Origin of the sequence: Krasilnikovia sp. M28-CT-15 (assembly GCF_047159595.1) — a bacterium.
GTDB lineage: Bacteria > Actinomycetota > Actinomycetes > Mycobacteriales > Micromonosporaceae > Actinoplanes.
The window spans coordinates 3246602-3271422 of the sequence record NZ_BAAGAK010000001.1 but is presented as its reverse complement, the minus strand read 5'-3'; the positions used below and the strand labels follow the sequence as shown (position 1 = coordinate 3271422).

Annotated in this window: 24 protein-coding genes; 10 read left to right on the top strand and 14 right to left on the bottom strand. The window is 73.8% G+C overall.

What is annotated here, in order from left to right:
• Positions 1-40: 40 nt before the first annotated feature.
• The 3 genes from ACMCNO_RS15270 to ACMCNO_RS15260 all read right to left on the bottom strand — a co-directional run bounded on the left by ACMCNO_RS15270 (position 41) and on the right by ACMCNO_RS15260 (position 2597).
• Entirely contained in the window at positions 41-352 is a 312-nt protein-coding gene (locus ACMCNO_RS15270) for a hypothetical protein (protein WP_412750094.1), read from the bottom strand.
• Between the two features lie 13 nt (positions 353-365).
• Positions 366-1589 carry an inorganic phosphate transporter gene (locus ACMCNO_RS15265; protein ID WP_412750093.1) on the bottom strand — a complete coding sequence of 408 codons (1224 nt, stop codon included), beginning with the start codon at positions 1587-1589 and terminating at the stop codon, positions 366-368.
• A 210-nt stretch (positions 1590-1799) separates the two neighbouring features.
• A complete protein-coding gene (locus tag ACMCNO_RS15260; RefSeq protein WP_412750092.1) occupies positions 1800-2597 on the bottom strand; it encodes a hypothetical protein in 798 nt (265 codons plus the stop codon).
• 200 nt (positions 2598-2797) lie between these two features.
• Between ACMCNO_RS15260 and ACMCNO_RS15255 the strand changes: the two genes are divergently transcribed.
• Positions 2798-3397, top strand: a complete 600-nt coding sequence (locus tag ACMCNO_RS15255; protein ID WP_412750091.1) for an HAAS signaling domain-containing protein — start codon at positions 2798-2800, stop codon at positions 3395-3397.
• Between the two features lie 40 nt (positions 3398-3437).
• Here the strand turns inward: ACMCNO_RS15255 and ACMCNO_RS15250 are convergent, their stop codons facing one another.
• Positions 3438-4328: an AurF N-oxygenase family protein gene (locus ACMCNO_RS15250; protein ID WP_412750090.1), complete on the bottom strand. Its 891-nt coding sequence runs from the start codon at positions 4326-4328 to the stop codon at positions 3438-3440.
• A gap of 58 nt (positions 4329-4386) precedes the next feature.
• On the opposite strand from ACMCNO_RS15250, the gene ACMCNO_RS15245 reads away from it, so the two are divergent.
• From ACMCNO_RS15245 to ACMCNO_RS15230, 4 genes are all read left to right on the top strand, one after another.
• Entirely contained in the window at positions 4387-5061 is a 675-nt protein-coding gene (locus ACMCNO_RS15245) for a TetR/AcrR family transcriptional regulator (RefSeq protein WP_412750089.1), read from the top strand.
• The gene (locus ACMCNO_RS15240; RefSeq protein ID WP_412750088.1) at positions 5058-5459 is read left to right on the top strand and encodes a DUF4873 domain-containing protein; all 402 of its coding nucleotides are present in this window, start codon (positions 5058-5060) and stop codon (positions 5457-5459) included. Before ACMCNO_RS15245 ends, ACMCNO_RS15240 begins: the two co-directional genes overlap by 4 nt.
• Before the next feature lie 64 nt (positions 5460-5523).
• Complete coding sequence (locus ACMCNO_RS15235; protein WP_412750087.1) at positions 5524-6798, top strand: molybdopterin-binding protein; 1275 nt, start codon at positions 5524-5526, stop codon at positions 6796-6798.
• Positions 6799-6943: 145 nt separating this feature from the next.
• Positions 6944-8686, top strand: coding sequence for an ArnT family glycosyltransferase (locus tag ACMCNO_RS15230; RefSeq protein WP_412750086.1), 1743 nt, complete (start codon positions 6944-6946; stop codon positions 8684-8686).
• 10 nt (positions 8687-8696) lie between these two features.
• Here the strand turns inward: ACMCNO_RS15230 and ACMCNO_RS15225 are convergent, their stop codons facing one another.
• Positions 8697-9524 (bottom strand): AbfB domain-containing protein, encoded by an 828-nt coding sequence (locus ACMCNO_RS15225; protein ID WP_412750085.1) that lies wholly within the window; start codon positions 9522-9524, stop codon positions 8697-8699.
• 241 nt (positions 9525-9765) lie between these two features.
• On the opposite strand from ACMCNO_RS15225, the gene ACMCNO_RS15220 reads away from it, so the two are divergent.
• Positions 9766-11160, top strand: coding sequence for a serine/threonine-protein kinase (locus tag ACMCNO_RS15220; protein ID WP_412750084.1), 1395 nt, complete (start codon positions 9766-9768; stop codon positions 11158-11160).
• Positions 11161-11201: 41 nt separating this feature from the next.
• On the opposite strand, the gene ACMCNO_RS15215 is transcribed toward ACMCNO_RS15220, so the two are convergent.
• The 5 genes from ACMCNO_RS15215 to ACMCNO_RS15195 form a co-directional block, all read right to left on the bottom strand.
• Positions 11202-12212 carry a LacI family DNA-binding transcriptional regulator gene (locus ACMCNO_RS15215; RefSeq protein WP_412750083.1) on the bottom strand — a complete coding sequence of 337 codons (1011 nt, stop codon included), beginning with the start codon at positions 12210-12212 and terminating at the stop codon, positions 11202-11204.
• Positions 12213-12321: 109 nt separating this feature from the next.
• The gene (locus tag ACMCNO_RS15210) at positions 12322-13599 is read right to left on the bottom strand and encodes a lamin tail domain-containing protein (RefSeq protein ID WP_412750082.1); all 1278 of its coding nucleotides are present in this window, start codon (positions 13597-13599) and stop codon (positions 12322-12324) included.
• A 144-nt stretch (positions 13600-13743) separates the two neighbouring features.
• Complete coding sequence (locus tag ACMCNO_RS15205; protein ID WP_412750081.1) at positions 13744-14364, bottom strand: hypothetical protein; 621 nt, start codon at positions 14362-14364, stop codon at positions 13744-13746.
• Positions 14365-14373: 9 nt separating this feature from the next.
• Positions 14374-15192, bottom strand: a complete 819-nt coding sequence (locus tag ACMCNO_RS15200; protein ID WP_412750080.1) for a hypothetical protein — start codon at positions 15190-15192, stop codon at positions 14374-14376.
• Between the two features lie 229 nt (positions 15193-15421).
• Positions 15422-16855, bottom strand: a complete 1434-nt coding sequence (locus ACMCNO_RS15195; RefSeq protein WP_412750079.1) for a diguanylate cyclase domain-containing protein — start codon at positions 16853-16855, stop codon at positions 15422-15424.
• 104 nt (positions 16856-16959) lie between these two features.
• Here ACMCNO_RS15195 and ACMCNO_RS15190 point away from each other — a divergent pair, with 104 nt between their 5' ends.
• Positions 16960-17184 carry a hypothetical protein gene (locus tag ACMCNO_RS15190; RefSeq protein WP_412750078.1) on the top strand — a complete coding sequence of 75 codons (225 nt, stop codon included), beginning with the start codon at positions 16960-16962 and terminating at the stop codon, positions 17182-17184.
• On the top strand, positions 17181-18326 hold the full coding sequence (locus ACMCNO_RS15185) for a threonine synthase (RefSeq protein WP_412750077.1): 1146 nt from the start codon (positions 17181-17183) through the stop codon (positions 18324-18326). Before ACMCNO_RS15190 ends, ACMCNO_RS15185 begins: the two co-directional genes overlap by 4 nt.
• A gap of 9 nt (positions 18327-18335) precedes the next feature.
• Here the strand turns inward: ACMCNO_RS15185 and ACMCNO_RS15180 are convergent, their stop codons facing one another.
• Positions 18336-18899, bottom strand: coding sequence for a GNAT family N-acetyltransferase (locus tag ACMCNO_RS15180; protein WP_412750076.1), 564 nt, complete (start codon positions 18897-18899; stop codon positions 18336-18338).
• Between the two features lie 308 nt (positions 18900-19207).
• Here ACMCNO_RS15180 and ACMCNO_RS15175 point away from each other — a divergent pair, with 308 nt between their 5' ends.
• Positions 19208-20650 carry a vWA domain-containing protein gene (locus tag ACMCNO_RS15175; RefSeq protein ID WP_412750075.1) on the top strand — a complete coding sequence of 481 codons (1443 nt, stop codon included), beginning with the start codon at positions 19208-19210 and terminating at the stop codon, positions 20648-20650.
• A 66-nt stretch (positions 20651-20716) separates the two neighbouring features.
• Here the strand turns inward: ACMCNO_RS15175 and ACMCNO_RS15170 are convergent, their stop codons facing one another.
• A complete protein-coding gene (locus ACMCNO_RS15170) occupies positions 20717-21664 on the bottom strand; it encodes an NADP-dependent oxidoreductase (protein ID WP_412750074.1) in 948 nt (315 codons plus the stop codon).
• 177 nt (positions 21665-21841) lie between these two features.
• On the opposite strand from ACMCNO_RS15170, the gene ACMCNO_RS15165 reads away from it, so the two are divergent.
• Positions 21842-22414 carry a GNAT family N-acetyltransferase gene (locus tag ACMCNO_RS15165; RefSeq protein WP_412750073.1) on the top strand — a complete coding sequence of 191 codons (573 nt, stop codon included), beginning with the start codon at positions 21842-21844 and terminating at the stop codon, positions 22412-22414.
• Here the strand turns inward: ACMCNO_RS15165 and ACMCNO_RS15160 are convergent.
• The gene (locus ACMCNO_RS15160; protein WP_412750072.1) at positions 22386-23603 is read right to left on the bottom strand and encodes a ketosynthase chain-length factor; all 1218 of its coding nucleotides are present in this window, start codon (positions 23601-23603) and stop codon (positions 22386-22388) included. The two genes, ACMCNO_RS15165 and ACMCNO_RS15160, sit on opposite strands and share 29 nt — an antisense overlap.
• Positions 23604-23904: 301 nt before the next feature.
• Positions 23905-24645, bottom strand: a complete 741-nt coding sequence (locus ACMCNO_RS15155) for an AfsR/SARP family transcriptional regulator (RefSeq protein ID WP_412750071.1) — start codon at positions 24643-24645, stop codon at positions 23905-23907.
• Positions 24646-24821 lie beyond the last annotated feature (176 nt).

Sequence of the window (24821 nt, the reverse complement as noted above, 5' to 3'; positions counted from 1 at the left end):
GGATGACCGGTCCGCGGCGGCGCCGCGGACCGGTACGACCTCACTTGTCGACGATCGCCGGGAACACGTGCGCGAAGCTGATCGCCTTGCCGAAGCCGCTGGCCACGATGAACGTGATGCCCACGGCGACCGCGAGCAGCACCACCCCGAAGCAGGCCCAGCCGAGCACCGTGCCCACCGGACGCGGGGTGGGCCCGGTCACGCCGGTCTCGTGCACCTCGGCATCACCGCCGCTGCCCCACGCCAGCGACCGCACGCCGAGGGCGAACAACGCCGGCAGCCCGGCACCCAGCAGCAGACCGGCCAGCAGGACCCGCCACGCGCCGTCCAGCGCGAAACCCAGGTTGTGCATCTCGTCGTCCTTCTCAGCTCGCCGCGGTGGCGGGAACGGGGGCGGCTGCCGCCGGGGCGGGCTCCCACTCGTCGTTGACGTTGTGGTGGCCGATCGGCGTACGCCGCGACCGCAGGTACATGGCCGCGGAACCGGCCACCAGCAGGGTGAAGATGGCCAGGCCACCGCCGAGGCCGCCGACCAGGTGGCCGATCCACCACATCACGGCACCGACCAGACCGGCTGCGGGCAGGGTGACCAGCCATGCGGCCACCATCCGCCCGGCCACGGCCCAGCGCACCGACGCACCGGCCCGGCCGATGCCGCCGCCGATGATGGACCCGGTCGCCACGTGCGTGGTGGACAGCGCGAAGCCGAGGTGGCTGGAGGCGAGGATGACGGTGGCCGCGGCGGACTGCGCGGCCATGCCCTGCGGCGGGGTGATCTCCACGACGCCCTTGCCCAGGGTCCGGATGATGCGCCAGCCGCCCAGGTACGTACCGAGAGCGATGGCGAGCGCGCACGCCACCTTGACCCAGAACGGGATGCTCGTGGTGTCGTGCCACTGCCCCGCCGCGATCAGCGCGAGGGTGATGACCCCCATGGTCTTCTGCGCGTCGTTCGTGCCGTGCGCCAGGGAGACCAGCGAGGCGCTGCCGATCTGGCCCCACTTGAAACCGGAGTCGGTGAACCGCTGCGCCACGCCGACACTGGCGCGGTAGACCAGCCAGGTCCCGGCCGCGGCCACGGCACCCGCGATCATCGGCGAGAGGACGGCGGGCAGCAGGACCTTGCCGATCACTCCGTCGAGCTTGCTGCCGTCACCGGCCCAGTTGACCCCGGCCCAGCCCAGACCGGCGACAGTGGCGCCGATCAGGCCGCCGAACAGCGCGTGCGAGGAACTCGACGGCAGGCCGAGCAACCACGTCAGCAGATTCCAGAGGATGCCCCCGGCCAGCCCTGCCAGGATGATCAGCAGCAGGGCGGTGCCGCCGTCGGAGAGCAGCTCGGGCTTCGGGGCGCCGGTCTTGCCCTGGATCTTGACCACGGCGTTGGTGACCGTCAGGGCCACCTCCACGGACAGGAAGGCGCCGATCAGATTGAGGACCCCGGACAGGGCGACGGCGACTTTTGGCCGCAGGGCGCCCGTGGCGATGGAGGTGGCCATCGCGTTGGCGGTGTCGTGGAACCCGTTCGTGAAATCGAACGCGAGCGCGGCGACGATCACCAGCGCCAGGATCACCGATGTGGTTGTCACGCGGCGATGGTGACCTGCGTGGGCAGGGTTCTTCCAGTGGGTGAACCACACATGTAAAGGAGTTCCGCATTTGTTTGCCTATTGTTTCCCTAAAACCTGCTCTGTGTAGTCATTCAGTTACTTAGAGCGACTATTGAGCCTGGATGGGCGGCGTCGTTCACCATTCGTTCGCCGTCATGGGGCCCCCGGCCCTTACATCGAAGGGCGTCGTCACATCGGCATGAGCCGGGCCGCGAGCGCCACGGCCTTGAGGTCCCCGTCGAGCAGCCGCGCCGCCGCGTCCGCCTCCCCCAGCACCTCCAGCCGCTGTACGGCCGTACCGATCAGGCGGGGATCCCCGGCGAGCAGGTGGCGCGCCAGCCGGGCCTGAGCGGGGCTCAGCGATGCGTACGCGCAGGTGTCCAGCGCGATGATGGTCTCCTCGTCGAGGGTGCCGGCCAGCGCCCGTTCCGTGACGACATTCAGCAGCCACGCGGGCCACCAGCTGTACCGGCCGATGAGCCGACCCGACCGCACCGCCTGGGCGGGTTCCTGACCGCCGTTGAGCAGCCGCAGGGCCAGCGGGATGTCGAAGTATTCCAACCTCAGCGCGGCGAGGAACACCTTCGCCAGCTTGCCGGTGCCGACGTACGGTTCGCAGGCGGCCGCCGCGGCCGGGCACCGGCCCTGCAGCGCCTCGCGCAGGGCCAGCGCCTCGGCGATCGAGCCCGTGCCGGTCGAGCGCTCGGCGAGACGGTCCAGGGTCGCGCCGAATCGGCTCAGCGCGGTGTCCGCCCGCTCGGCCGCCTCCGGACTGTTCGGCCGCACCAGCCGCCGCACCACGATGTCCGTGGCGATCTCCGCCTCGCGGCGCAGCAGCGGCGACGGGATGTGCGGCAGGATCAGTTCGCCGAGCCCGTCGACCGCGGACGCGGTGTCGAAGCGCTCGGACGCGTCCGGGAACTGCGCCCACCAGCTCTCCGGATGCCGCCCGCTGCCCTGCGCCACCACGCCAACAGCGTCGCCCACCGGCGCGCACCGTGCCGGGCAAACCCACCAGCTCACCACCAGGGGGTGCCCGACGCGGGGTTCCGTGGGCGGTCTCGCGGTGGGTCCGCCGAAAGGTGGAGCCGGTCGCCCGGCAACCCGCCGAGCGCCAGATACCCGGCCGAGCCCGGCGCCAGCAGGCTGGGAGACGCCACCACGCACCGACACCCTGGGGGACAACGATGGCGGACACGGCACCGCTGGCGCACACCGACGTCCTGGTCCTGGACTACCTCGCGGCGCTCTGGGCCGAGACTGAGGACCTCACGCCGGAGCTGCGCGACGAGCTGATGACCACGGTGGCCGACTACGTCGCGCGGCGGCGGGCCGCCGGTGGCGAGGACCCCGAACGGATCATCCGGCGGCTGGGGCCGCCCGAGGACCTGGCCGCCGCCGTGCGCCGGGGACGGATGCCTCCCCACCTTCGACTACCCGCGCTGCGGCCCGTCCCGGCCACCGCTGCCGCCGTCGGCACGACCACCGACTACGTGGCGGTCACCCTGCTCAGCATCGGTGCCGTGTTCCTCCCGGTGGTCGCGCCGCTGGCCGGGATGGCGCTGGTCAGCGGGTCACCGCGGTGGTCGCCCGCGCAGAAGGCGGCGGCCTGGGTGCTGGCCGCCACTCCCTCGGTGTGCGGGATGTTGCTGCTGCTCGCGGGAATGCTGCTGGCCACGTCGGTCGGCCCGGTGGTGCTGCTGGCGTACCTGGCGATGGTGGCCGGTCCGTTCGTCGCGGGCCTGACCCTGCTGCCGGGCCTGAGCGCCCGCTCGCAGGCCGCCTGAGCCCGGGCCGCCCGCCATCCGGGCGGGCCTGCCCGTACGGTCAGATCAGGCCGGAGCGGCGCCACAGGGCGACACCCGGGCCACCGATGAGGCCGAGTTCGTCCAGATAGGAGACGACCCGCTGGCCGGCCCAGCGCAGCGTCGCCAGATGGTGCGGATTGGTGCGGGCCGCCCGCCGGCCGACCTCGGGCGAGATCCCGACGCTGCGGTACACCTCCGGCGCCACCATCCGCGTCCCGGTCAGGTACGCCGCCCGCGCGATGATCATCCGGTCGTACGCCAGCCGGGACCGCCCGGCGGTCCGGACCTGGCGGGCCAGCTCCTCGCGGGCGTACCGGACGTGGCGGGCCTCCTCGATGACGTGGATGCGCGACACCATGCGGATCAGCGGCTGCAGCGACTCGTCCGCGGCGGACTCCCGTTGCAGCGCGTCGAGGACCTCCTCGGCGATGAGGATCGCCGCGAACATCCGGGGCCCGGCCGCGGTCGCCGCCAGCCAGCGGCCCAGCAGGTCGTCGAGCATGCCGACCCGGTACGCCGGGCAGCCCAGCTTCGACAGCATCCGGCCGAACATCACCGAGTGCCGGCACTCGTCGGCGACCTCGGTCAGCGCGTACTGGGCGTGTGACCGGGTGGGGTCCTGGCGGTAGTAGTCACGCAGCAGCAGCTGCATGAGGATCGTCTCGAACCAGATGCCGAGACTGGCCACGCTGGCCACCTCGTGTCGGGTCAGGGTGATCCGCTGCGCCTCGGTCAGCGACTCCCACAGCGGGGTGCCGTAGAGGCTGCAGCGGTGCGGGGGGACGAAGTAGCGGTCGGGCGCCAGCGGGGCATCCCAGTCGATCTCCACGTCGGGGTCGTACGTGTGCGGCGGGGACGAGCGCAACAGGCGGGTGGCGGTCACGTCGCGGGCGGGGGGCGGGGTCACCATGACGAGCCTCCGGGGTCGGGGGTTGACGTTACCCGAAGTAACAGTTACTTCTAGTACTATGAACTCGGTCGATGCCTCCGTCAACACCGGCCCGGACGGCCGCCGGGGTCGCTGGGCCGACCACCGTGAGCAGCGCCGGGCCGAGCTGACCGCCGCCGCCATCGAGGCCATCCGGGAGCTCGGTCCCGAGATCGGAATGGACACGATCGCCGCCCACGCGGGCGTGAGCAAGCCCGTGCTCTACCGCTACTTCGCGGACAAGTCGCAGCTGTGGCAGGCCGTGGGCCAGCAGGGTGCCGCGTTCGCGATCGCCGCCATCGGGCCCGCCGTGGCCGCGGTCCGCGAGGAGCGCGACGTCATCCACGCCGCGATCGACGCCTACCTGACGCACATCGAGGCCGACCCGCATCTCTATCTGTTCGTCGTGCACCAGCCCGGCATCGCCCGCGCCCGCGACGTCGTCGCCGAGGTCATCGACACCGTGGCCAGCGGCCTGGCCAGCATCCTCGGCGACCGGCTGCGCGCCCTGGGCCTCGACACCGGCCCCGCCCTGCCCTGGGCGTACGGGGTGGTCGGCTACGTGCAGACCACCGCCGACTGGTGGCTGCGGCGGCAGAAACCGATCAGCCGGGCGGCGCTCAGCGACTACCTCACGACGCTGCTCTGGAGCGGCGTCTCCGGCATCAAGGCGGCCGCCGACCTGCCGGGCGGGCTGGCGGTGACCGGGCGATGACCGACCTCGGCGAGCTGTCCGGCGTGGACGAGCGGTATGCGGGCGTCGCGGTGCTGCGCCTCGACGGCCGGGACACCCCGGTGACAGTACGGCTGTCCGCCCGCTTCGAGCCCGTCGAGGGCCGCTACCGGTGGGCCGGCCGGGCCGGCGCGGGCGACGACCTGCACGCCCTGTTCCGCTCCGGGCTGCGCGACGGCACCCTGCTGATCGGGGCGGGCCCGGCGGTCGCCGTCCGCCTGGGCGAGCCGGACCCGTGGGGTCGCCTGCGCCTGACCGGCACCGGCCTGCCGCCCTGGTACCTCCCGCCCACCACCCCGTCCGCACCCGAGACCTCGCCGACGACCGCCGCGGCACCGACCGGCCCGGCGCACCGCGAAGGGGCCGAAGGTCCCTACTGACCTTCCGGCCCCGGGCGCGAGCCTGACTCTGGGGGTTCCCTCCCGTCCGCGCCACGGCCGTGGCGTGCCGTACGTCGAAGGTCACTTCCATGAGGACATCCGAGCGCCGGCGCCGCAGCGCCGACCACCGATGACCGCCGGGACCGCCCGGGCGCCCAAAGCCCGGCGGCTGCGCCGCAGCGCCCCGGCGCTGACGCCGTGGGCGCAGGCCCGTGCGCTGGCGCGGCGGCTGCCCACGGCGCTGGCCCCGGAACGGATCCCGCTGGACGCCGCGGCGGGCCGTACCCTCGCCGCCGCGGTGGTCGCCACGGCCAGCCTGCCGGGCACCGACGATGCCGCGGTGGACGGCTACGCGGTCCGCGGCATCGCACCGTGGCGCGTGGTGGGCCGGGCCCTGGCCGGGCACGGTGGCCCCGCCGCGGTCGCCGCCGGAGAGGCCGTGGAGATCGCCGCGGGCGCCGCGATCCCCGCGGGCACCCACCGCGTGGTCCCGTACGAGGAGGCGCAGCGCGACGGTGACCTGGTCTGCACCGCCAGCGTCGCGGCCCGCCGGCACATCCGCGGCACCGGCGAGTACGTCGCGGCCGGCGACCCGGTACTGCCCAGCGGCGCCCTGCTCACCCCCGCCGCCCTCGGCCTGGCCGCCGCGGTCGGCCTGGACACGGTGACGGTGCGCCGCCGCCCCTCGGTGCGCCTGCTGGTCACCGGGGACGAGATCGTCGCCGCGGGCACTCCCCCACCCGGCGCCGTGCGCGACGCGGTCGCGCCGATGCTCGCGCCGATGCTGCGTGGCTGGGGGGCCGAGGTCGATCCGCCCCGGTACGTCCCCGACCAGCCCGCCACGGCCGTAACCGCAGCCATCGCCGCGGCGGTCCACGACGCCGAGGTCACCGTGGTGTGCGGCGCGTCGTCGGCCGGGCCCGCCGATGGGCTGCACCGATCGCTGCGGCTGCTCGGCGCGTGCGTACACGTCGACGGGGTGGCCTGCCGACCGGCCGAGCGGCAGGTCCTCGCCCAGTTCGGCGACCGCTGGCTGGTCGGGCTGCCCGGAGATCCCTACGCGGCGCTGGTCGCGGCACTCACCCTGCTGGAACCGCTGCTCGGCGGCCTCGCCGGACGGCCGGCCGCTCCCGCGGCGCAGGCGATGCTCATGGGCGACGTCCGCGCCGACCCGCGCGCCACCCGGCTGCTCCCGGTCGTCCAGCAGGGTCCGTACGTGCTGGGCCACGCCACGGCCCCGCCGTGGCATCTGGGCGACGCGGCACAGGCCGACGCGCTCGCCGTCGTCCCGGCCACCTGGCGGCCGGAACGCCCGGTGGAGCTGCTGTCCCTGGGCTGAGACCGCCCGAGTTCGTCCCGGACCGCCCGGGTTTGTCGTCGACCGGCCCCGGTTCGCCCTGGCCGGGTCCGGGTACCGTCACCCGGGACGGTCCACGCATCCGGCGCGGCCCGGCCCCCAGCCGACCCGAGCGACCCCGCGGACGATGACCCAGCAGACGACCCTCGACCACCCGGCCGACGCGCCCCCCACGACGGGCGGCGTCCGGCGACGGCGGTGGCCGTTCCTGCTGGCGGCGATGGCCCTGCTGGCCCAGATGGCGGTCGCCATGCTCACCACGGCGGTGCAGCAGACCCCCACGATCGACGAGCCGGTGTACGTCGGGACCGCGGTCGTCTACCAGCAGCAGCACAGCCTGCGGTACAACCCCGAACACCCGCCGCTCGCCAAGCTCCTGATCGGCGCTCCGCTGGCCTTCGCCCACCCGCGACTGGCAGCGCCCACGGCACGCGACACCCAGGAGGACCTCGGGCGCACCCTGCTGTACGCCTCCGGCAACGACCCGTACCGGCTGATGCTGCTGGCCCGCCTGCCGGTGATCGCCCTGACCCTGCTGTTCGGCCTCGTGGTGCTGGCGTTCGCCGCCGACCTGGCGGGCCGGTGGGGCGGGCTGCTGGCGCTCGCCCTGTACGCCTTCTCCCCCGACGTCATCGCGCACGGCGCGCTGGCCACCCTGGACGTCCCCGTCGCGGGCTTCCTGCTCACCTCGGCGTGGCTGTTGTGGCGGGCCCGGGGCCGCCCGCGCCGGTACCTGCCGCTGGCCGGGCTGGCCCTCGGTGCGGCGTTGGCCACCAAGATGAGCGCGCTCGCGGCCGTGCCGGTGATGCTGGCGCTGGCCGCAATGTCCGCCTGGCCCGCGACCCGCCGCGGACCGGACGCCGCGGCCGAGCGCGGCCCGGGCCGCAGCAGCGTGGACCAGGCCGGTGAGGACCGGACCAGCGGGGATCGGCGGCGGAAGGTGCGGCGCGCCGCCGCGGCCGCGGCCGTGGTGGCGGTCTGCGCGGTCGCGGTGGTGTGGGTGAGCTACCTGGCCGTGGATCCCAGGCTGCGCTGGGTGACGCCGCCGGACGTGCCGGCCATCGGCGGCCTGCGCGGGCTGGTCGCGGACTGGCTGCCGGTGCCGGCGGCGTACCGGGACGGGATGCGCATCCAGTTCGGCTTCGAGGACGACACGTACCGGGGGTTCCTGTTCGGGCGGCAGTACCGCGGTGCGCTCTGGTACTACCTGCCCGCGGCGCTACTGGTGAAGACGCCGCTGGGCATGCTGGCGCTGTGGGCGGCCGGGGCGCTGCGGATGGTGGCGACCCGTCGGCTGCGGCCGGCCGCCGCGTACGTGCTGCTCCCGGCCGGGGTGCTGCTGCTGTCCGCGATGACCGGCGCCCGCGACTTCGGCACCCGGTACGCGGTGTTCCTGCCGCTGTTCCTGGCGGTCGCGGCGGCGACCGTGGTGACGGTGCGCCGTCCGCGCTGGGCCCCGGCCGCCGCGGCTGCGCTCGTGGTGTTCGTGGCGGCCAGCTCGCTGCGGACGTTCCCGTACTACCTGCCGTACTCCAACGAGGCGTTCGGCGGCCCGGCGAAGACCTACCTGCGGCTGCACGACTCGAACGTCGACTGGGGGCAGGACCTGGGGCGGCTGGCGGACCGGCTGCGCGAGAAGTACCCCGGCGAGCCGGTATGGCTGGTCTACAAGGGCAGCGGCGTCCCGGCCGCGTACGGGATCACCGCCGGCAACCCGCTGGCCGTCCCACCGGAGCGGGTCCGCGGGCTGCTGGTGGTGTCGGACTCGCGGATCGACCGGCCCGGCCGGCAGTTGCGCGAGCTGATCGAGACCAGCCGTCCGATCGACGAGGTCGGCCACTCCATCACGATCTTCCGCCGAGCCGGGTGACCCCGCTCGCCTACAGCGGAGGGCGCACCACGAAGGTCGCGGCGTCCCCGGCGGAGGCGGGCGCCAGCACCAGCTTTCCGCGCCGGACGGTGAGGTAGCGGTCGGGGTGGTTGGCAGAGCGCAGGGTCACCCGTTCGCCCGGCTTGTCCGGCACCGGGCAGAACGTCGCGTCGGCCGCGAAGGTGCTGTCGTCGGACCGCTGCCGGTCCACCCGGACCACGAACGTGCGGTGCCGCAGGAAGTGGCCCGCACGGGTGCCCGACTCGAGCGAGACGCACGCCGGATCGGCCAGGCCGGGCCGGACGACGAAACGGGTGGCGAGGCGGTCGGCGGCCGGACCGTCGGGCCGCACGCTGCCGATCCACGCCCGGGCCCGGCCGTGCCCCAACCGGTGTCCCGGGCTTGCGGCCGGCTCCAGGCCGATGACCGCGCCGGCCACCAGGGCGGGGACGTCCGGCGACGCGGGCGGCGGGGACGAGGGCGGCGGGGACGAGGGCGCGGCGGCGCTGGTGGGCGGGACGGTGGTGGGCGGGGGCGCGGTCGCGGTCATGGCACGCGCGGACCGGCTGTGCTCGGGCGGCCCGGGCGCGACGGTGGGGGTGGTGGTCTGCGGCGGCGCGACCGTACGGGTGCCGGGCACCGCGACGGGGTGGCCGGACCCGCCCGCAGTGACCGGGATCACCGGCTCGGCGGCGGTCGAGGGCAGGATGAAGCGGCTGGGGGCCGCGGAGCGTGTCTCCCGGACCAGCAGCATCGGCACGGCGATCGCCACGGCCAGCAGCACGGCGGAACCCGTGAGCGTGACCTGGCGCAGCCGCGCGCCCTCCTCTGTGGACATGTGTTCCAATCCCCGAACCCGACGGTGACCGCGACAGACTATGGTCGGCGCCGCGGCCACGATCCGCAAGGGCGGAAATGGCGGCGCTCGCCACGTCGCCGTGGCACCCGGCCTGGCGGATCGGGCGTACACCAGGGCAGATCGGGGCGTAGACCCCGGCGGGGGCCGGGCCGGCATCGAGGCGGACCAAGCGGCCGGGAACGGTTGACACGCCGGACGCCGGTCGGCGAGGGTTTGCCGGGTGAGCGACGACTGGCCGACCGCGGGCACGCTGCTGGCCGCCCGGTACCGGCTCACGACCCGCCTGGAAACCGGCGGGATGGCCGAGATCTGGCGCGCCGACGACGAACTGCTCGGCCGCCCGGTCGCCCTGAAGCTGCCCACGAACCTCACCTCCACCGCCGCCGAGCTGCTGCAGCTCGCCTGGAAGGAGGCGCGCGCCGGGGCCCGGCTGTCGCACCCGCACGTGGCGGCGGTGCACGACTACACCGAAGCCATCCGGCCGGACGGCTCCATCGCCCCGTTCGTGGTGATGGAACTGCTGGCGGGCGAGACCCTGGCGGCCCGCCTGGACCGGGCCGTGCTCCCGTGGCGGGAGGCGGCGGCCGTCGCGGCGGCGGTCGCGGACGCGCTGGTCGCGGCGCACGCCACCGGGGTCGTGCACCGCGACATCAAGCCGGGCAACGTGATGCTCACACCGACCGGCGTCAAGATTCTCGACTTCGGCATCAGCGCGGCCACCGGCGAGCCGGACGACGACGAAACCGGCCGGACCTTCGGCACCCCCGCGTACGTGTCCCCCGAGCGGCTCGACGGCCATCCCGCCCAGCCCGCCACGGACGTCTACGGGCTGGGCGTCCTGCTGTACGAGATGGTGACGGGCGACCCGCCGTATCCGGTGGACACCTGGGAGGAACTGGCCGCCGCCCGTCGGCAGCCGCCCGCGCCGTTGCCGGCGACACTGCCCGCACCGTTGCGCGAACTCGTCGCGCAGTGCCTGGACGAAGACCCCGCGCAGCGCCCGGGCGCCGCGCTGGTCAAGGACCGGCTGACCGCGCTGGCCCCGCCGGAGGCGAGCACCGCCCGGAGCGCGCCGCGCGGGTTCGCGGCCGGGCGCGCCGCCGCGCACACCGTGGCGCTGACCCGGCCGCCCGGGCGCCGCCGGCCACTGCGCGCCGCAGTGGCCGGAGTGGCCGTGGCCGCCGCGGCGGGATTAGTGGTGCTGGGGGCGGCGTTGCGGAGGGACGAGGCAGGGGTGTCACCACCACCACCGGCGGTGGCCGCGCCGCAGTCTTCCGTACCGTCCAACGCCGCGCCGTCGAACGCGGCGACCAGCCCCCGCCCGCGGCGCAGCCCGCCCACGCCGGCCCCGCTGGACCTCGACGTGGCGCTGCGCCGGGTCGGCACGGCGGTGCGCGACGGCCAGGCCGCCGGGGAGATCCGTCCCGACGTCGCCACGGATCTGACGAACCTGCTGCGCCCGCTGGCGGGGGCGGCGGCCGGGGACGTCGCGGGCCGGATCGCCGACCTGCGCCGCAAGGTGTCGCAGCGCGCCGTCGAGGGCGCCATCGCGACCGGCCGGGCCGACGTGCTGCAGTCGCGGATCACCGACCTGGCCCGGGCCGCCCGGGCCTGAGCCCTGGACATCGCCTCAGCCACCCTCGCGAGCCCGCCGGATCAGGCGGAGCCGCGCAGCTCCAGCCGGGTCCGCAGCACGATCTCGCAGTCGTCCAGTTCCTCGCCGTCGAGCTTGGCCAGCAGCAGCCGGACCATCTCCTGGCCCATCTGCTCGATCGGCTGGTGCACGCTGGTCAGCGGCGGATCGGTGTGCCGGGCGATCACGGAGTCGTCGAAGCCGACGACCGCGATGTCGCCGGGCACCCGCACGCCACGTTCCCGCATGACCCGCATGGCGCCCGCGGCCATCATGTCGGAGGCCGCGAAGACGGCGTCGAGGTCCGGGTAGTGCTCCAGCAGCCACCGCATCGCGGCGGCGCCGCTCTCCTCGCTGAAGTCACCGACCGCCACCGGGCCGTGGCCGACGACGTCGCGGAAACCCTCGAGCCGGGCCACGCCCGCGGCCATGTCCTGCGGCCCGGCGATGGCGGCGATCCGACGGCGCCCCTGCTGGTGCAGGTAGCGCACCGCGTCGCGGGCCCCGCCCCGGTTGTCCGCGTCGACGACGCAGCCACGGGCGGGATAGGTGGGGCGCCCGGCCCGCACGGTCGCCAGTCCCCGCTCCTCCAGCTTGGCCGGCAGCGGGTCGTCGCCGTGCAGGGACAGCAGCAACGCTCCGTCGACGTGCTGGCGGGTCAGGTAACCCTCCAGGCGCTGCCGCTCCTGCGGGGACTGGGCGATCATCAGCAGCATCTGCAGGTTGCGGACGATCAGCGCCGAGGAGATCGACTGCACGATCCGGCCGAAGAACGGTTCCGCGAAGAACCGTTCCCCCGACTCGAAGATCACCAGGGCGATGGAATCCGTACGCTGAGTGACCAGGGCGCGGGCCGCGCGATTCGGCACGTAGCCCAGTTCCTCGATCGCGTCCTGCACCGCCTGCCGCGCCTGCGGGCTGACCTGCGCCGAGCCGTTCACCACCCGGGACACTGTCCCGCGACCCACCCCGGCCCGCTCGGCAACCTGATCCAGGGTGGGTCGTCCGGTCGAACGGTTGCGCCCGGTCGTCATCGCACCCACGCTCCCTTGTCCGCGTCCGTCACAAGCTACCGCCCGCCGCCCACGCCGCGACCCGCGGCGACAGAGATCGGTAACGGTACGCCATGCGGCGGACGGGAGTTCAGCAGCGGACGCCGCCCCAGTTCACGCACTGCACGATGGATTCGGCCGCGGTCTGCAGCGACACGGCGTCCCCGCGGTCGGTGAGGATCCCGCCGTTCTTGTTCCAGTACCGGGTCAGGCCCGAACTGGTGCCCCACGAGGTGTACAGCGTCAGGGTCGCCCCGGGCTGCAGCACGGTGTGGTTGACGAACGAGTACCGGTACGGCTTGCTGACCAGCATGTGCCCGAACAGGTCCACCGCCTCCGCGGAGGTGTTGGTCACCTCGATGCTCTCGACACCACTCTGGTGCACCTTCACATCGACCTTGCCGGCCAGCGGACTGGTGCAGTTCAGCATGCAGGGGTACTGCATCCAGGAGCGGACGTCGCCCTGGCGGTCGAACAGGTACGCCCCGTCGCCGATCACGTGCGCGGCGGCGCCCACGTTCTCGAAGACCGGCGCGGTCAGGCCCCAGTACTTGTGGGTCGGGGTGTTGTGGCCGCGCCCCACGTGCAGGTAGATCGCCCCGTGCGCGGGCACCACGGTGTTCGCTCCGAACGTGTAGCGCCGCAGCCCCGAGTCGCGAACCCACCAGCCGTCGATGCGGGTGTTGACCGCCGAGTCGTTGCCGATGCGGACCCACTCGCCGTTGAGGTTCTTGCTGTCCTCGCCGTCGGCGTCCGAGTTGACCCACACGTGCAGCGGGGTGCTCTGGAACGGCCCGACCCCGCAGCTGTCGGTGTCGAACAGGTTCCGCCGGTAGCTCGCCGCCTGCGCCTCGAGTTTGCGGTACGTCACATCCGCCGCCCACTCGCCCGCGAACGGCTGCCACAGCGTCAGGCCGCGGCTCACCAGGTCGGCACCGATGTCGCGCCACTGGCCATTGATCTTGACGGAGATGGACCGCAGCGGCCGTCCCTTGCTCTTGCTGGAGGCGCGCAGGGCGGTCATCCGTACGATGCCGCCCCCCGCCTTGACCAGCTGCTCGACCCGGGCCGTGGCGGCCAGCGCGTGGCATTCGCCGCGGCGCTTCTTCGGGTTCGGCGAGTACACACGCTGCTCCATGGCCTGCATGCCGATGATCCGCACGGGCCGGGGCGTGTCGGTGCCGTCACCGTTGATGTCGACCAGCATCGTGTCGCCGTCGGCGACCCAGGAGACCTTGCCGGTCCAGACGTGGCAGCGCGCGCTACCCGTGACCGGCAGGCAGTACGCGGTGGCCGCGGACGCCGGTGTGGCGACGACAGGGACGCTGACGATGGCGGTGGCGAGCACGGCGGCGAGACGGCGCAGCACGATGGGACCCCCCGAGGGCTCTGCGAAAAGGCGCGGACGCGACTTGGCATGCCATCGACCGGGACAGGCACCTCCTTAGCCTTGTCCACGCTGTGAACGCCCTGGGGAGGTGGGTCAGGGCCGCCGGGCGGCCCGGCCCGCCGGTCAGGCGGCCAGGTCCAGCACGTACGAGTCGCCGGAGCGGCGGAACCCCAGCCGGTCGTAGTACGGCGCGACCATGCCGGGCGGGGTCACCACGGTCCGGCAGCCGAGTTCGAGGAAGTGCTGGCTGCGCCGGTAGACGAACTCCCCCGGCGTGAAGTCCCGGTACGGCGGGGTCACGTAGTCCAGCTCCACCCGGGCCACGCCGTCGCCGCTGGTGCGGAACAGCACCGCCCCGACCACCTCGTCGCGGTTGACGACCAGGAACGCCGCGCGCTCGGGGCTCGGTTTGGCCGGGCGGAAGCCGGGGTTGAACCGGGCGATGTCGTCGCGGTGCCGCTCCAGCACGTACTCGAGCATCTCGTCGTCCGAACGGACCTTCACCACCCGGTAGGCCCGTTCGTCGTGCCTGGTGGCCAGCATCCGCCACAGGTAGAAGACGTTGACTGCGGCGAGCACGACGTTCAGGCCGACCATCGGCCACACTCCGAGCGCCGCGTTGAAGCCGAGGAGTACCACGCAGCCGAGCAGGTTGAGGGCACGCAGGCGCAGCAGCCGGCTCTGCAGCAGCGACCACACGAGCAGCGCCGATCCTGCCCAGCCGATCACGTCGAGCCAGGTCACGGGACCAGCCTAGGCGGGTTGATCCCCGCCCGGCGCGGCAGGCTCCGCCTCCGCCTCGAACCCGCGCTGCGGGCCCGGCGCGATCGCCTCCGCCTCGAACCCGCGCTGCGGGGCGGGCTGCGCCGCCTCCGCCTCGGGACTGCGCCGCGGGCCCGGCACCGCGGGCTCGGCCGCGGTCGCCACCGGCTCGGCGGCGTGCCGCGGCTCCTCCGCCTCCGGGACGTCGAGTTCGCCGTTCACCTGCGGCTGGTCCATCCACAGCGCGCGCAGCTGTCCCTGCATGAACGCGGCGAGACGGGCCCGGTACTCCCGGTCGAAGCGCTCCAGCGCCTCGATCTGCTCCTGTAGGTCCTCCCGCTTCACGCTGAGGCTGCCCACCACGTCGTCGTAGCGACGCTGGGCCTGCAACCGCAGCTCCTCAGCGTTGGCGCGGGCGTCCGCGTCGATCGACTCGGCCCGCGCCTGCGCGTCCGCGACGATCTGCTCGGCGGTGCGCTGCGCCTCCTCGACCCGGGTCCGCGCCTCGACCGCGCCGTGTTCCGCGGTGGCCCGGGCCTCGGCCAGCACATGATCTGCCTCGCGCCGCACGGCGTGGGCGTGGTGCTCGGCCTCCCGGGCGATCTGCTCGGCGGCCCCCAACGCGTCCGTACGGATCTTGTCCGCCTGGCGGTGGGCCGTGGCGACGTGCTCCTCGGCGGTGCGCTGGGCCAGCGTGAGCACCTGCAACGCCTGGTTGGGGTGCCCGGCGGTGGGGGCCATCAGGACGTGCTCCGAGGTCGCTCCGTCGGGGGACGTCCCGAGGATCACCTTCATCCGGTTGTCAGTCACGCGGACCTCCATAGGTATGTGGGTCGCCCGCGGCTGCGCGCGCCGGACGCGGGGTCGGATCCGGGCACACCGCGGACACCGGAGTGGCGGGGTCCGGGCCGGGGCATCCAGCCATGATCCGCGCGGGAGCCTACCAAGCCGAACAGGCAGGTCGCGATAGCCGAAAGGGCTGGTCCGAGGTGGTCTGACCGGGCCCGCCACGGGTTCGCGGCGGGGCGTGGCCGGGGTGCTACGCCGCGCTGCCGGCGATGACGAAACAGCCGCGGCCGAGACCCTTGGCGCGGTACATCGCGGCGTCCGCGGCGCGCAGCAGCGCCGCGGGCCGCCACGTGGCGTCGCTCTGGCCCGCGCCCCCGCCCGCGATACCGATGCTCGTGCCGACCGTGTGGAAGGCACCCTCGTGCGGCACCGGCGCGGCCACGTCGCGCAGGATGCGCTCGGCGATCGGTACGGCCGCACTCTCGTCGAGACCGGGCAGCACGACAACGAACTCGTCGCCGCCGAGCCGGGCGACCGTGTCGGCGTCCCGGACGGCGGCGCGCAGCCGCTGCGACACCGCGCGCAGGATGGCGTCCCCGGCGGCGTGCCCGGCCGCGTCGTTGATCGCCTTGAAGCCGTCGAGATCGAGGTAGAGAACCGTGGTGACCGGGGGCGCGGCGTCCAGGGCCTGGCTGAGGGCCGCCCGGTTGGCCAGCCCGGTGAGCGGGTCGTGCAGCGCCTGGAAGCTCAGCTGCCGCTCCGCGCGCTCCAGCGAGCGCAGCGCGCTGGCGAACCGGATGAAGACGAACACCAGCGTGACGACGGTGGCCGTGAATAGGGCGATCCGTTCGGCCGGGATGTAGCCCTGGCGGGTGAAGGTGATCGTCGGCGCGGTGAGCAGGCCGACGCCGAGGAACCAGATGCGCGCCGGGTGCAGGGTCGGCCGGTTCGACGCGGGGTGAGTCAGCTCGCTGCTGCCGGGATGCAGCGCGGCCGCGATCAGCAGCCCGTTGCTGAGCAGGATGATCCCGGTCGGCACCATGATCGCCACGGTGTCGCTCGGGATGTAGCTGGTGCCGAGGTCGGCGGCGATGCGGATCACGGCCGAGGCCAGCAGCAGCCGGGTCGCGGTGCCCCGCACCCCGGGCGAGAGCGCGAGCAGCAGCACTCCGGCGGTGACGACGACGTCACCGAGCGGCCCCATGATCACCAGGTACGCGTACACCGGCTCGGCCGCCAGGTCCGCCAGGTACGGCGAGATGAACGCGACCCAGATCGCGATGCCGACCGCGGTCGTCAGGGTCAGCATGTCCAGGACCGCGGGGCGAATCCAGCGCCCCGCCCGGCTCCGGGCCATGATGATCAGAGCCGCGCCGTACGCCACGTACCCCAGCGTCCAGAGCACCGCCTCCGCCGCCCCGGGTTCCGGCCGCCCGAGCAGCCGGGCGACCGGGTACGCGGCGTTGCCGGCCAGCCAGAACAGCTGCCCCGCGACGATCCACAGCCAGGGCCGCCGGTCCGCGCGCCGGCGGGGGCGCAGCGCGCACACCAGCCCGGTCGCGCAGATGCCCGCGTGCGCGACGAGGTAGATGGGGTCGCCCAGGGTCTCGCCCGCGGTCACGCCGGCGACCACCGCGGCGACCACGGTCGCGGCGATGAACAGGTGCACCGGCTGAGGCCTCATGGCCCGTGTGATCGGCGACGGGACGCCGGAGTTTCGCCTTGGCACCGATTTGGTGCCCCGCTCCGGAGGTTCACCCCTGCGCGGTGCCCTCTACCGTGGTGCGCATGATGTCGGATCTCGCACAGCGCATCGCCGCCCGGCTCCACGAGACGCTCGACCAGCGGGTCGGCGCCGAGATCAGCGTCGGGCACGCCGAGCGTGGCCTGGCGGCGGGTGGCCCGGACTTCCCGATCATCGCGCTGACCGTGGAGGAGGTGGCCCGCATCGCGGCCCGCGTCGTCCGGGAGACCGAGGCCGAGGCCGCGCCGGGCCCGGACGCACGCCCGTGACCGGAGGTGCCGCCCTGGTCGACCGCAGCGGGCGGCGCTATCCGCTCGGCGAGCCGTGCTGGCGCGGCGCCGACGGCTCACCGCTGGCCGTCACCGCCTTGGGCGGGCTGACCCGCGACGACGTCGACACGACGATACGGTCGCAGTGGCGCTACGCCGCCGCGCTGCCACTGCCCATCGCGCGCCCGGTGACGCTCGGCGAGGGAGTGACCCCGGTGCTCCCGCTGCAAGTGGACGGCTTGGAGCTGCTGGTCAAGCCGGAGTGGTTCAACCCGACCGCGAGCTTCAAGGATCGGGGCACCACCGTGATGATGTCGCTGCTGGCCCAGCAGGGTGTGGGCGAGGTGCTGGAGGACAGCAGTGGCAACGGCGGCTCGTCGGTCGCCGCGTACGCGGCCGCCGCGGGCATCCGGGCCACGATCCTCGCGCCCGCCACCACCTCCCCCGCCAAGATCCAGCAGAGCCGGTTCCACGGCGCGGCGGTCGAGCTGGTGCCCGGCCCCCGGCAGGCGACCGCGGACGAGGCGGTGCGCCGGGCCGCGACCACCTTCTACGCCAGCCACAACTGGCACCCGTTCTTCCTGCAGGGCACGAAGCTGCTGGCGTACGAGATCTGGGAGGATCTGGGTTTCACCGCGCCCGACGCGGTCGTACTGCCCGCCGGTGCGGGCAGCCTGGTGCTGGGCTGCCATCTCGGCTTCGGCGAGTTGCTGGCCGCGGGCGCCATCCGGGCCCTGCCCCGGCTGCTGGTCGCGCAGCCGCGCAACTGCGCCCCGCTGGTCGCGGCGTTCGCGGCCGGGGCCGCCGAGGTCTCCCCCGGCGGGTGGAGCGCGACCGTGGCCGAGGGGACCGCGATCGCGCGGCCGGTCCGGGACCGGGAAGTGCTGGCGGCCGTGCGGTCCTGCGGCGGCGACATGGCGGCGGTCGCCGAGGCGGACATCGGCCCGGCCACGGCCGACCTGGCCCGCCGCGGCCTGTACGCGGAGCCGACCAGCGCGATCGTGCTCCCGGCGATCCGCGAGTTCGCGCGCCGCGGTGCGCTGCGCCCCGGCCAGAAGATCGTGGCGGTGCTGACCGGCTCGGCCCTGAAGGCCGCCGACGCGGTCGCCGGGCTGCTGACCGTCCGAGACGCCGCGCCGTGACCGGGTCCCTTACCCCCGCTGCGCGCCCAGCACCTCCGGCAGCACCTCGGCGCAGGCCCGCAGCGCTGCGGGGGGCTCACCGGGACGACCGGCGCCGCGCTGCCAGAAGCCGACGTCGCACCACGTGTCGTGCTTGAACCCGACGCCGGTCAGGGTCCCGGTGTGCCGGAACCCGAACGCCTCGTGGAACGCCACGCTCGCGTCGTTGGGCAGGCCGATGACCGCGACCTGGGTGCGGAAGCCCTGCGCGTCCAGCACCGCCAGCAGGCCCCGGTACAGGGCCTGGCCGATCCGGCGGCCGCGCAGGTCCGCGGCCACGTACCCGGTGACCTCGGCGCACCAGTCGTACGCCGGACGCGCCTTCCACGGCCCGGCGTAGGCCACCCCGGCGACGCGGCCGCCGTCGGTCGCCACCAGCCACGGATACCGGTCGCGATGCCGGCGCCACTCCGCCAGCCACTGCTGCGGCGTCTGCGGCTCGGTGCGGAAGTTGACCGTCGTGGTGGCGATGTAGTGGTTGACGATGCCGGCCACCTCGGGCCAGTCCGCGGCGGTGGCCTCGCGCACGGTCACGGCTGCTCCTTCGCGACGATCGATGTCCGTCGCCCTCGATCAAACCGCACCGCACCGTACGGGTGACCCGACCGGCCCCGGCGTGTCGGCGGCCGTTGACTCACTGTCCCTTGTAGGGTCACGCACGGTCGAGCTGGACGCAGCGCGCCACCACTCCGGACTCTCCCCGGCTCCCGGTCCGGACGTTCCCCCACATCACCTGAGCCGGCAGCCCGCACCCCACCGTGCCTTCGCGGCCGGTCGGGCGATGCCTGGCGCCCCCCGAAAGGACCACAGTGTCGACTGTTCGAGCAGTACCCCGTTGGGCCGTGGCGGCCGGCGCGGCCGTGGCCACCGTCCTGGCCCCGGCCACCCCGGCCCTGGCGGACGGCGTGACGCCGTCGGTGTACGCGGCGTCGCTGAAGCCCGGCGAGCACACCACCATCACCAAGAAGGTGGACACGCCGCAGATCCTGCCCAAGCCAGACGTCTTCTTCCTCGCCGACACCACCGGCAGCATGACCCCGGTGCTGACCAACGTACGCACCAACGCCGGCACCATCCTGACGACCGTCGACAGCGTCGCGAATGACGCCCGTTACGGCGCGGGCTCGTACAAGGACTTCGTGAACGGGGACACCGGCTACTACAACGACGCCCCGATCCCGGGGTCGGACGACAACGGTGCCGCCGCACAGGCGGCCATCAACGCCTGGACCGCTTCCGGCGGCGGTGACGCCCCCGAGGCGAACCTGTTCGCGCTGCACAAGCTGGCGACCGAGGCCAACTTCCGCGCGGACTCCAGCCGGATCGTGGTCTGGTTCGGCGACGCTCCCGGGCACGACCCGGTGTGTACGGCCATTTCCGGGGACTCCTCGAATGTCACCAAGGCCTCGGTCATCGCGGAGTTGCAGGCCGCGAACATCAAGGTCATCGCGGTGTCCACCAGCACCCCCGGCAGCCTCGGTCTCGACGGGGATCCGGTCGCCAGTTCGACCGACTACGGTGTGTGCGGCAGCCCCGGTGGCGCCGCGGGCCAGGCCACCGACATCGCGAACGCCACCGGCGGCCGGGTGTTCATGGACGTGCCACCCAACGAGGTGTCCGACGCGATCCTCACCGGTCTGACCAGCCTGCCGACAAAGGTCAAGCCGGTCGCCACCTGCGATGCCGGCCTGACCGCCACGTTCGACGCCGCGGAGAAGACCGTGACCAGCGGCGAGCAGGCCACGTTCACCGAGACGCTGACTCTCGGCGCCGGTGTCTCCAGCGACACCCCGCTCAAGTGCACCGTGGACTTCCAGCTCAACGGCGTAACCACCGGCAGGACGGAATTCGTCGAGACGAACACCGTGACGCCGATCATCAACCATGCGCCGGTGTGCACCGCGGTGAAGCTGGACAAGAACGAGCTGTGGCCGCCGAACCACAAGTTCGTCACCGTCGCGCTGAGCGGTGCCACCGACCCGGACGGGGACGCGACCGCGCTCACCATCACCGGGGTGACCCAGGACGAGGCCCTGAACGGCACCGGTGACGGCGACACCGGACCCGACGCCGCGTGGGTCAACGCGACCGTCAAGGACAAGGTCCAGGTGCGCGCCGAGCGCGCCGGCACCGGCGACGGCCGGGTGTACCGGATCGCCTACACCGTCAGCGACGGCAAGGGCGGCACCTGCACCGGTACGGCGACCGTCGGCGTGCCGCACGACCAGGGTCACGGCCCGGCCGTGGACACCGCCTCGGTCGTGGTCAACTCCTTCGGCAGCTGATTCCCGGCTGACCCTCGGCTGACCGATGCCGGGCACCGGTGAACTCCACCGGTGCCCGGCGCGGCGTCAGTCCCCGACCGTGATGACGATCTTGCCGCGGGCCCGGCGGCCGGCCAGCAGGCCGAAGCCCTCGACGGCGGCGTCGAGCGGGAGCACGGTGCCCACGTCGGCCGTCAGCGTCCCGGCGGCGACCTGCTCCGCCAGCGCGGCGATCACCTCGCGGACCGGCGCGGACACGATGTGGGTGCCGGTGAGTCCGGCGGCCTCGAGGGATTTCTCGTCGGGGATGCCGGTGGCACTGGCCACCTGCCCGCCGCGGTGCACGGCGGCCAGCGGGGAGCTGTCCACGGTGAACGCGGCCAGTTCGATGAGGGCGTCGACGCCGTCGGGGTGGGCGGCGCGTACCCGCGCGGCCACGTCGCCGGCGGTGTAGTCGACGACCGTGGCTGCGCCGAGCCGGATGAGCCGGTCGGCGTCCGGGGCGGTACCGGTGGCCACGACGGTCACGCCGCGGGCGGCCAGCAGCTGCACCGCATACGATCCGACGCCGCCTCCGGCGCCGTTGACCAGCACCACCTGACCGGGTTTCGGGTCGATCGCGTCGACGGCGGTGAGCGCCGCGGTACCGGCCAGCGGGATGGCCGCGGCCGTGACGTCGTCGAGCTCCGGGGGCTTCGCGGTGACCGCCGCAGCGGGCAGGACGGCGTACTCGGCAATGGTCCCCGCCTGGACGGGCGGGGCGAGCAGGACGTGGCCGATCACGGCGTCGCCCGGCTCGACGTGTGCGACGCCGGCGCCGACCGCGGCGACTATCCCGGCCGCGTCGCGGCCGACGACCAGCGGGTATTCGTGGGGCATCAGGTCGGCGATGAGGCCGGCGACGATGGCGTTGTCGATGCCGTTGAGGCTGGCGGCCTTGACCTGGACGAGGACCTGGCCGTCACCGGCCTGCGGGGTCGGCAGTTCGCCCAGAACCGGCGCCTGGCCTGCGGCGGGGACGTGCAATGCGCGCATGGCTTCCTCCCGGGACTCGATGGTGCGGGCGGCCCTGCGGTCACCGCCCGACCGCTCCACGTCACCACGTTCGCCTCGGCAGCGGAAGGGTGGACCGGCCGCCGTGTGCCCCGGTCCTGCTCACGGCGCAGGGGTGAGCTCGTCCGGCACCCGCCCGGCGATCCCGGCAGGCCCGGGATGATCGAACGCATGCATCTGGAGACACCACGGCTGCTGCTGCGCGAGTTCCACGCCGACGACCTCGACGCGGTGCACGCCTTCGCCGCCGATCCCGAGGTCATCCGGTTCACCGACTGGGGGCCGAACACTGTGGACGACACCGCGGCCTTCCTGGCCGAGGCCACCCACGACGCCGGGGCGCGGCCGCGGACCCGGTTCGCGCTGGCCGTGCTCGACCGCGCCGCGCAGGTGCTGATCGGCTCGGTCGAGCTGAGCGTCACCAGCGCGGCGCACCGGCAGGGCAGCACCGGGTACGTCCTGGCCCGGCCCTGGTGGGGGCAGGGCCGGGCCACCGAGGCCGCGACAGCGATGCTGCGCCTGGGCTTCGACCGGCTCGACCTGCACAAGATCTCCGCCACCTGCGATCCCGGCAACATCGCGTCCGGCCGCGTCCTGACGAAGATCGGGATGCGGCGCGAAGGACACCTCCACGACCACCTGTACGTCCGGGGCCGCTGGCGCGACCGCCTGCTCTTCGCGGCGATCACGGATGCCGGGGGTGTCAGCTCCCGTTCTGGAACTGGCGGATGACGACGGCGGCGTTGAAGCCCCAGCGGCCGCGGGCGAGCACCAGCACGGTGTCGACCGGCGCCCGGCGTGGCTCGCCGAGCACGACGTCGATGCCGTACGCGGCCGGCACCTGCCGGGTGCCGAAGGTCGCCGGGATCACGGCCTCCTGGATGCTCATCACCGCCGAGACGACGTCCAGCAGTGCGCCGCCGGACAGCAACCGGCCGGTCAGCGCCTTGGGTGCGGTGATCGGCACCCCACGGGTCCCGAAGACCTCCCGCAGTGCCCGCGCCTCGGCGAGATCCAGCTGCGGCACCCCGGCCGCGTCGGCGAACACGACGTCCACGTCGGCGGGGGTGATACCGGCATCGGCGAGGGCGGTCTCGATGGCGCGTCGCAGCCCCGGGGGACGCCCGCTGTCCGGCGCCGGATCGAAGGTGGCCGCGTAGCCGGCGATCTCGCCGTACACCCGGGCGTGGCGGGCCAGCGCGGCGGCGGCGTCCTCCACCACGCAGGCGGCGCCCCCTTCGCCCGGCAGGTAACCGGTGGCGCCGGTATCGAAGGGCCGGTACGCGGTGGCCGGGTCCGGGTCGGCGCTGACCCGGCCACTGGCCAGGTGCGAGGCCCACCCCGGCGGGTCGAACGCGGAGTCGACGCCGCCACACAGCATGAGGGGCACCCCCGTGCGGATGGTGTGCCGGGCCCGCCCCAGCGCGTCCAGCCCGCCCGCCTGCTCGGCGAGCAGACCGGTGGAGGGCCCGCGCAGGACGTGCCGGATCGAGACCTCACCGGTGTTCACCGCGGAGAACCAGGCGAAGGACTCGTTCCGGCCGTCGTGTTCCGGTCCCCGGCTCCACCGCCTGGTGAACTCCGGGTGGGTGAACTCGGCGCTGCCGGAGGTGCTGGCCGTGACGATGCCGATGTCGTCGCCGGACATGGCGGCGGTGTCGACATCGGCGTCGTCGAGGGCGCCCTGCGCGGCGATCAGGGCCAGCCGCGTGGACACGTCGGTCTGCGGCAGGAGCCGACCGGACGGGTGCACCGCCGGGTCCACATCCCGCACGAGACCGGCCAGCCCGGCCGGGCACCCGGCGGTGTCGAACCGGTCCAGCTTCCGGATACCGCTGCGTCCCGACAGCGTCGCGGCCCAGTATTCCTTGATCCCGAGCCCGTTCGGCGCGACGACGCCGATCCCCGTGATGACGCTCATGCGCCACCGGACATGTTCCTGCGATTCATTCGCGTGGCCTCCGTCCCCGGGTTCCGGTCCGTCCGACGCTATGCGGGGCCGCTCGACCACCACTCAATCCGTGGTCTAGCTGTGTTGTCCATGAGCGTTGTGGACGCGGCGTGGCGGGGGCGGTCTGCGTCGCCCGCGGCCAGCCGGCCACGGTAGACGTCGACCTTGTGGTCGCCGCCGCCGGCCGGGTGTCCACCGGACTTCGGGCGCGAAACCCGGTGGACACCCGGCATCCTGCGATCCCCCGTGGCCGCAGGATGCTGAGGGGCGGTCAGGTGCTGGCGAGGATGTCCCGCTGGAGCTGCTGCGCCTCGACGGAGGGTTGGAGCCCCAGATCCCGGTCGAGCACTCCGCGCAGCTGCTGGTAGGCGGTCAGGGCCTCACCGCGGCGCCCGGACCGGTGCAGGGCCTGCATGAGCCGGATGTGGAACGACTCGTGCAGCCGGTGGACGGATACCAGACGGCGCAGCTCGCCGACCAGTTCGCCGTGCCGGTTGTCGGCCAGGTCCGCCTCGATCCGCGCCGAGATCGCCTCCAGGCGCTGCTCCTCCAGATACACCGACAGACTCTTCAGGTCGGGTCCCGCCTGGACGTCCGCGAGGACCGGGCCACGCCACAGTTCCAGCGACTCGCGGAGCAGTTCCGCGGCCTGCGCGGGCCGGCCGAGCCGCAGCGCGCTGCGGCCGCGTGCCATCAGGGTCTGGAACTGGAAGATGTCGACCCGTTCGCGCGGCACGCTCAGCAGGTAACCCCCGGGGCGCGTGGTGAGCAGCGCCGATCCGGCCGAGGAACGCGACGCCTCGCCGAACAGCTTGCGCAGCTGATAGACGTACGTCTGCACGATCGTCTTGACCGTGCTGGGCGGTTTGACGGGCCACAGCTCGTCGATCATCTGGTCCATGCTGACCGTGGTGTCCGCGTTGGCCGCCAGCATCGCCAGCACCTGCCTCGGCTTCGCCGCGGTGATCTGCACCTGGCGGTGGCCCGGTGGCGTGCCGGCGGCGTGGTCCACCTCGAGCGTCCCCAGAAGACCGATCCGAGTCTGCTCCCCTAGCATACGAACCCCCTCTGTTGAGAGCCTTCAGCACACCGGCCGGGCGTATCCGGGCTGTCCAGCACGACGGCCGCCGCGGGATGCGTTCCGGGTGGTACCACTATCGCGGCTCACCCGGACGCACCACCACTCCT

Excerpts from the sequence above, each read along its gene's own strand:
- ACMCNO_RS15160 (WP_412750072.1), bottom strand. The coding sequence starts at position 23,603 with ATGAGCGTCATCACGGGGATCGGCGTCGTCGCGCCGAACGGGCTCGGG.
- ACMCNO_RS15250 (WP_412750090.1), bottom strand. The coding sequence starts at position 4,328 with ATGGTGACCCCGCCCCCCGCCCGCGACGTGACCGCCACCCGCCTGTTG.
- ACMCNO_RS15245 (WP_412750089.1), top strand. The coding sequence starts at position 4,387 with ATGAACTCGGTCGATGCCTCCGTCAACACCGGCCCGGACGGCCGCCGG.
- ACMCNO_RS15190 (WP_412750078.1), top strand. The coding sequence starts at position 16,960 with ATGATGTCGGATCTCGCACAGCGCATCGCCGCCCGGCTCCACGAGACG.
- ACMCNO_RS15170 (WP_412750074.1), bottom strand. The coding sequence starts at position 21,664 with ATGCGCGCATTGCACGTCCCCGCCGCAGGCCAGGCGCCGGTTCTGGGC.
- ACMCNO_RS15215 (WP_412750083.1), bottom strand. The coding sequence starts at position 12,212 with ATGACGACCGGGCGCAACCGTTCGACCGGACGACCCACCCTGGATCAG.
- ACMCNO_RS15270 (WP_412750094.1), bottom strand. The coding sequence starts at position 352 with ATGCACAACCTGGGTTTCGCGCTGGACGGCGCGTGGCGGGTCCTGCTG.
- ACMCNO_RS15195 (WP_412750079.1), bottom strand. The coding sequence starts at position 16,855 with ATGAGGCCTCAGCCGGTGCACCTGTTCATCGCCGCGACCGTGGTCGCC.
- ACMCNO_RS15255 (WP_412750091.1), top strand. The coding sequence starts at position 2,798 with ATGGCGGACACGGCACCGCTGGCGCACACCGACGTCCTGGTCCTGGAC.
- ACMCNO_RS15225 (WP_412750085.1), bottom strand. The coding sequence starts at position 9,524 with ATGTCCACAGAGGAGGGCGCGCGGCTGCGCCAGGTCACGCTCACGGGT.
- ACMCNO_RS15230 (WP_412750086.1), top strand. The coding sequence starts at position 6,944 with ATGACCCAGCAGACGACCCTCGACCACCCGGCCGACGCGCCCCCCACG.
- ACMCNO_RS15165 (WP_412750073.1), top strand. The coding sequence starts at position 21,842 with ATGATCGAACGCATGCATCTGGAGACACCACGGCTGCTGCTGCGCGAG.
- ACMCNO_RS15240 (WP_412750088.1), top strand. The coding sequence starts at position 5,058 with ATGACCGACCTCGGCGAGCTGTCCGGCGTGGACGAGCGGTATGCGGGC.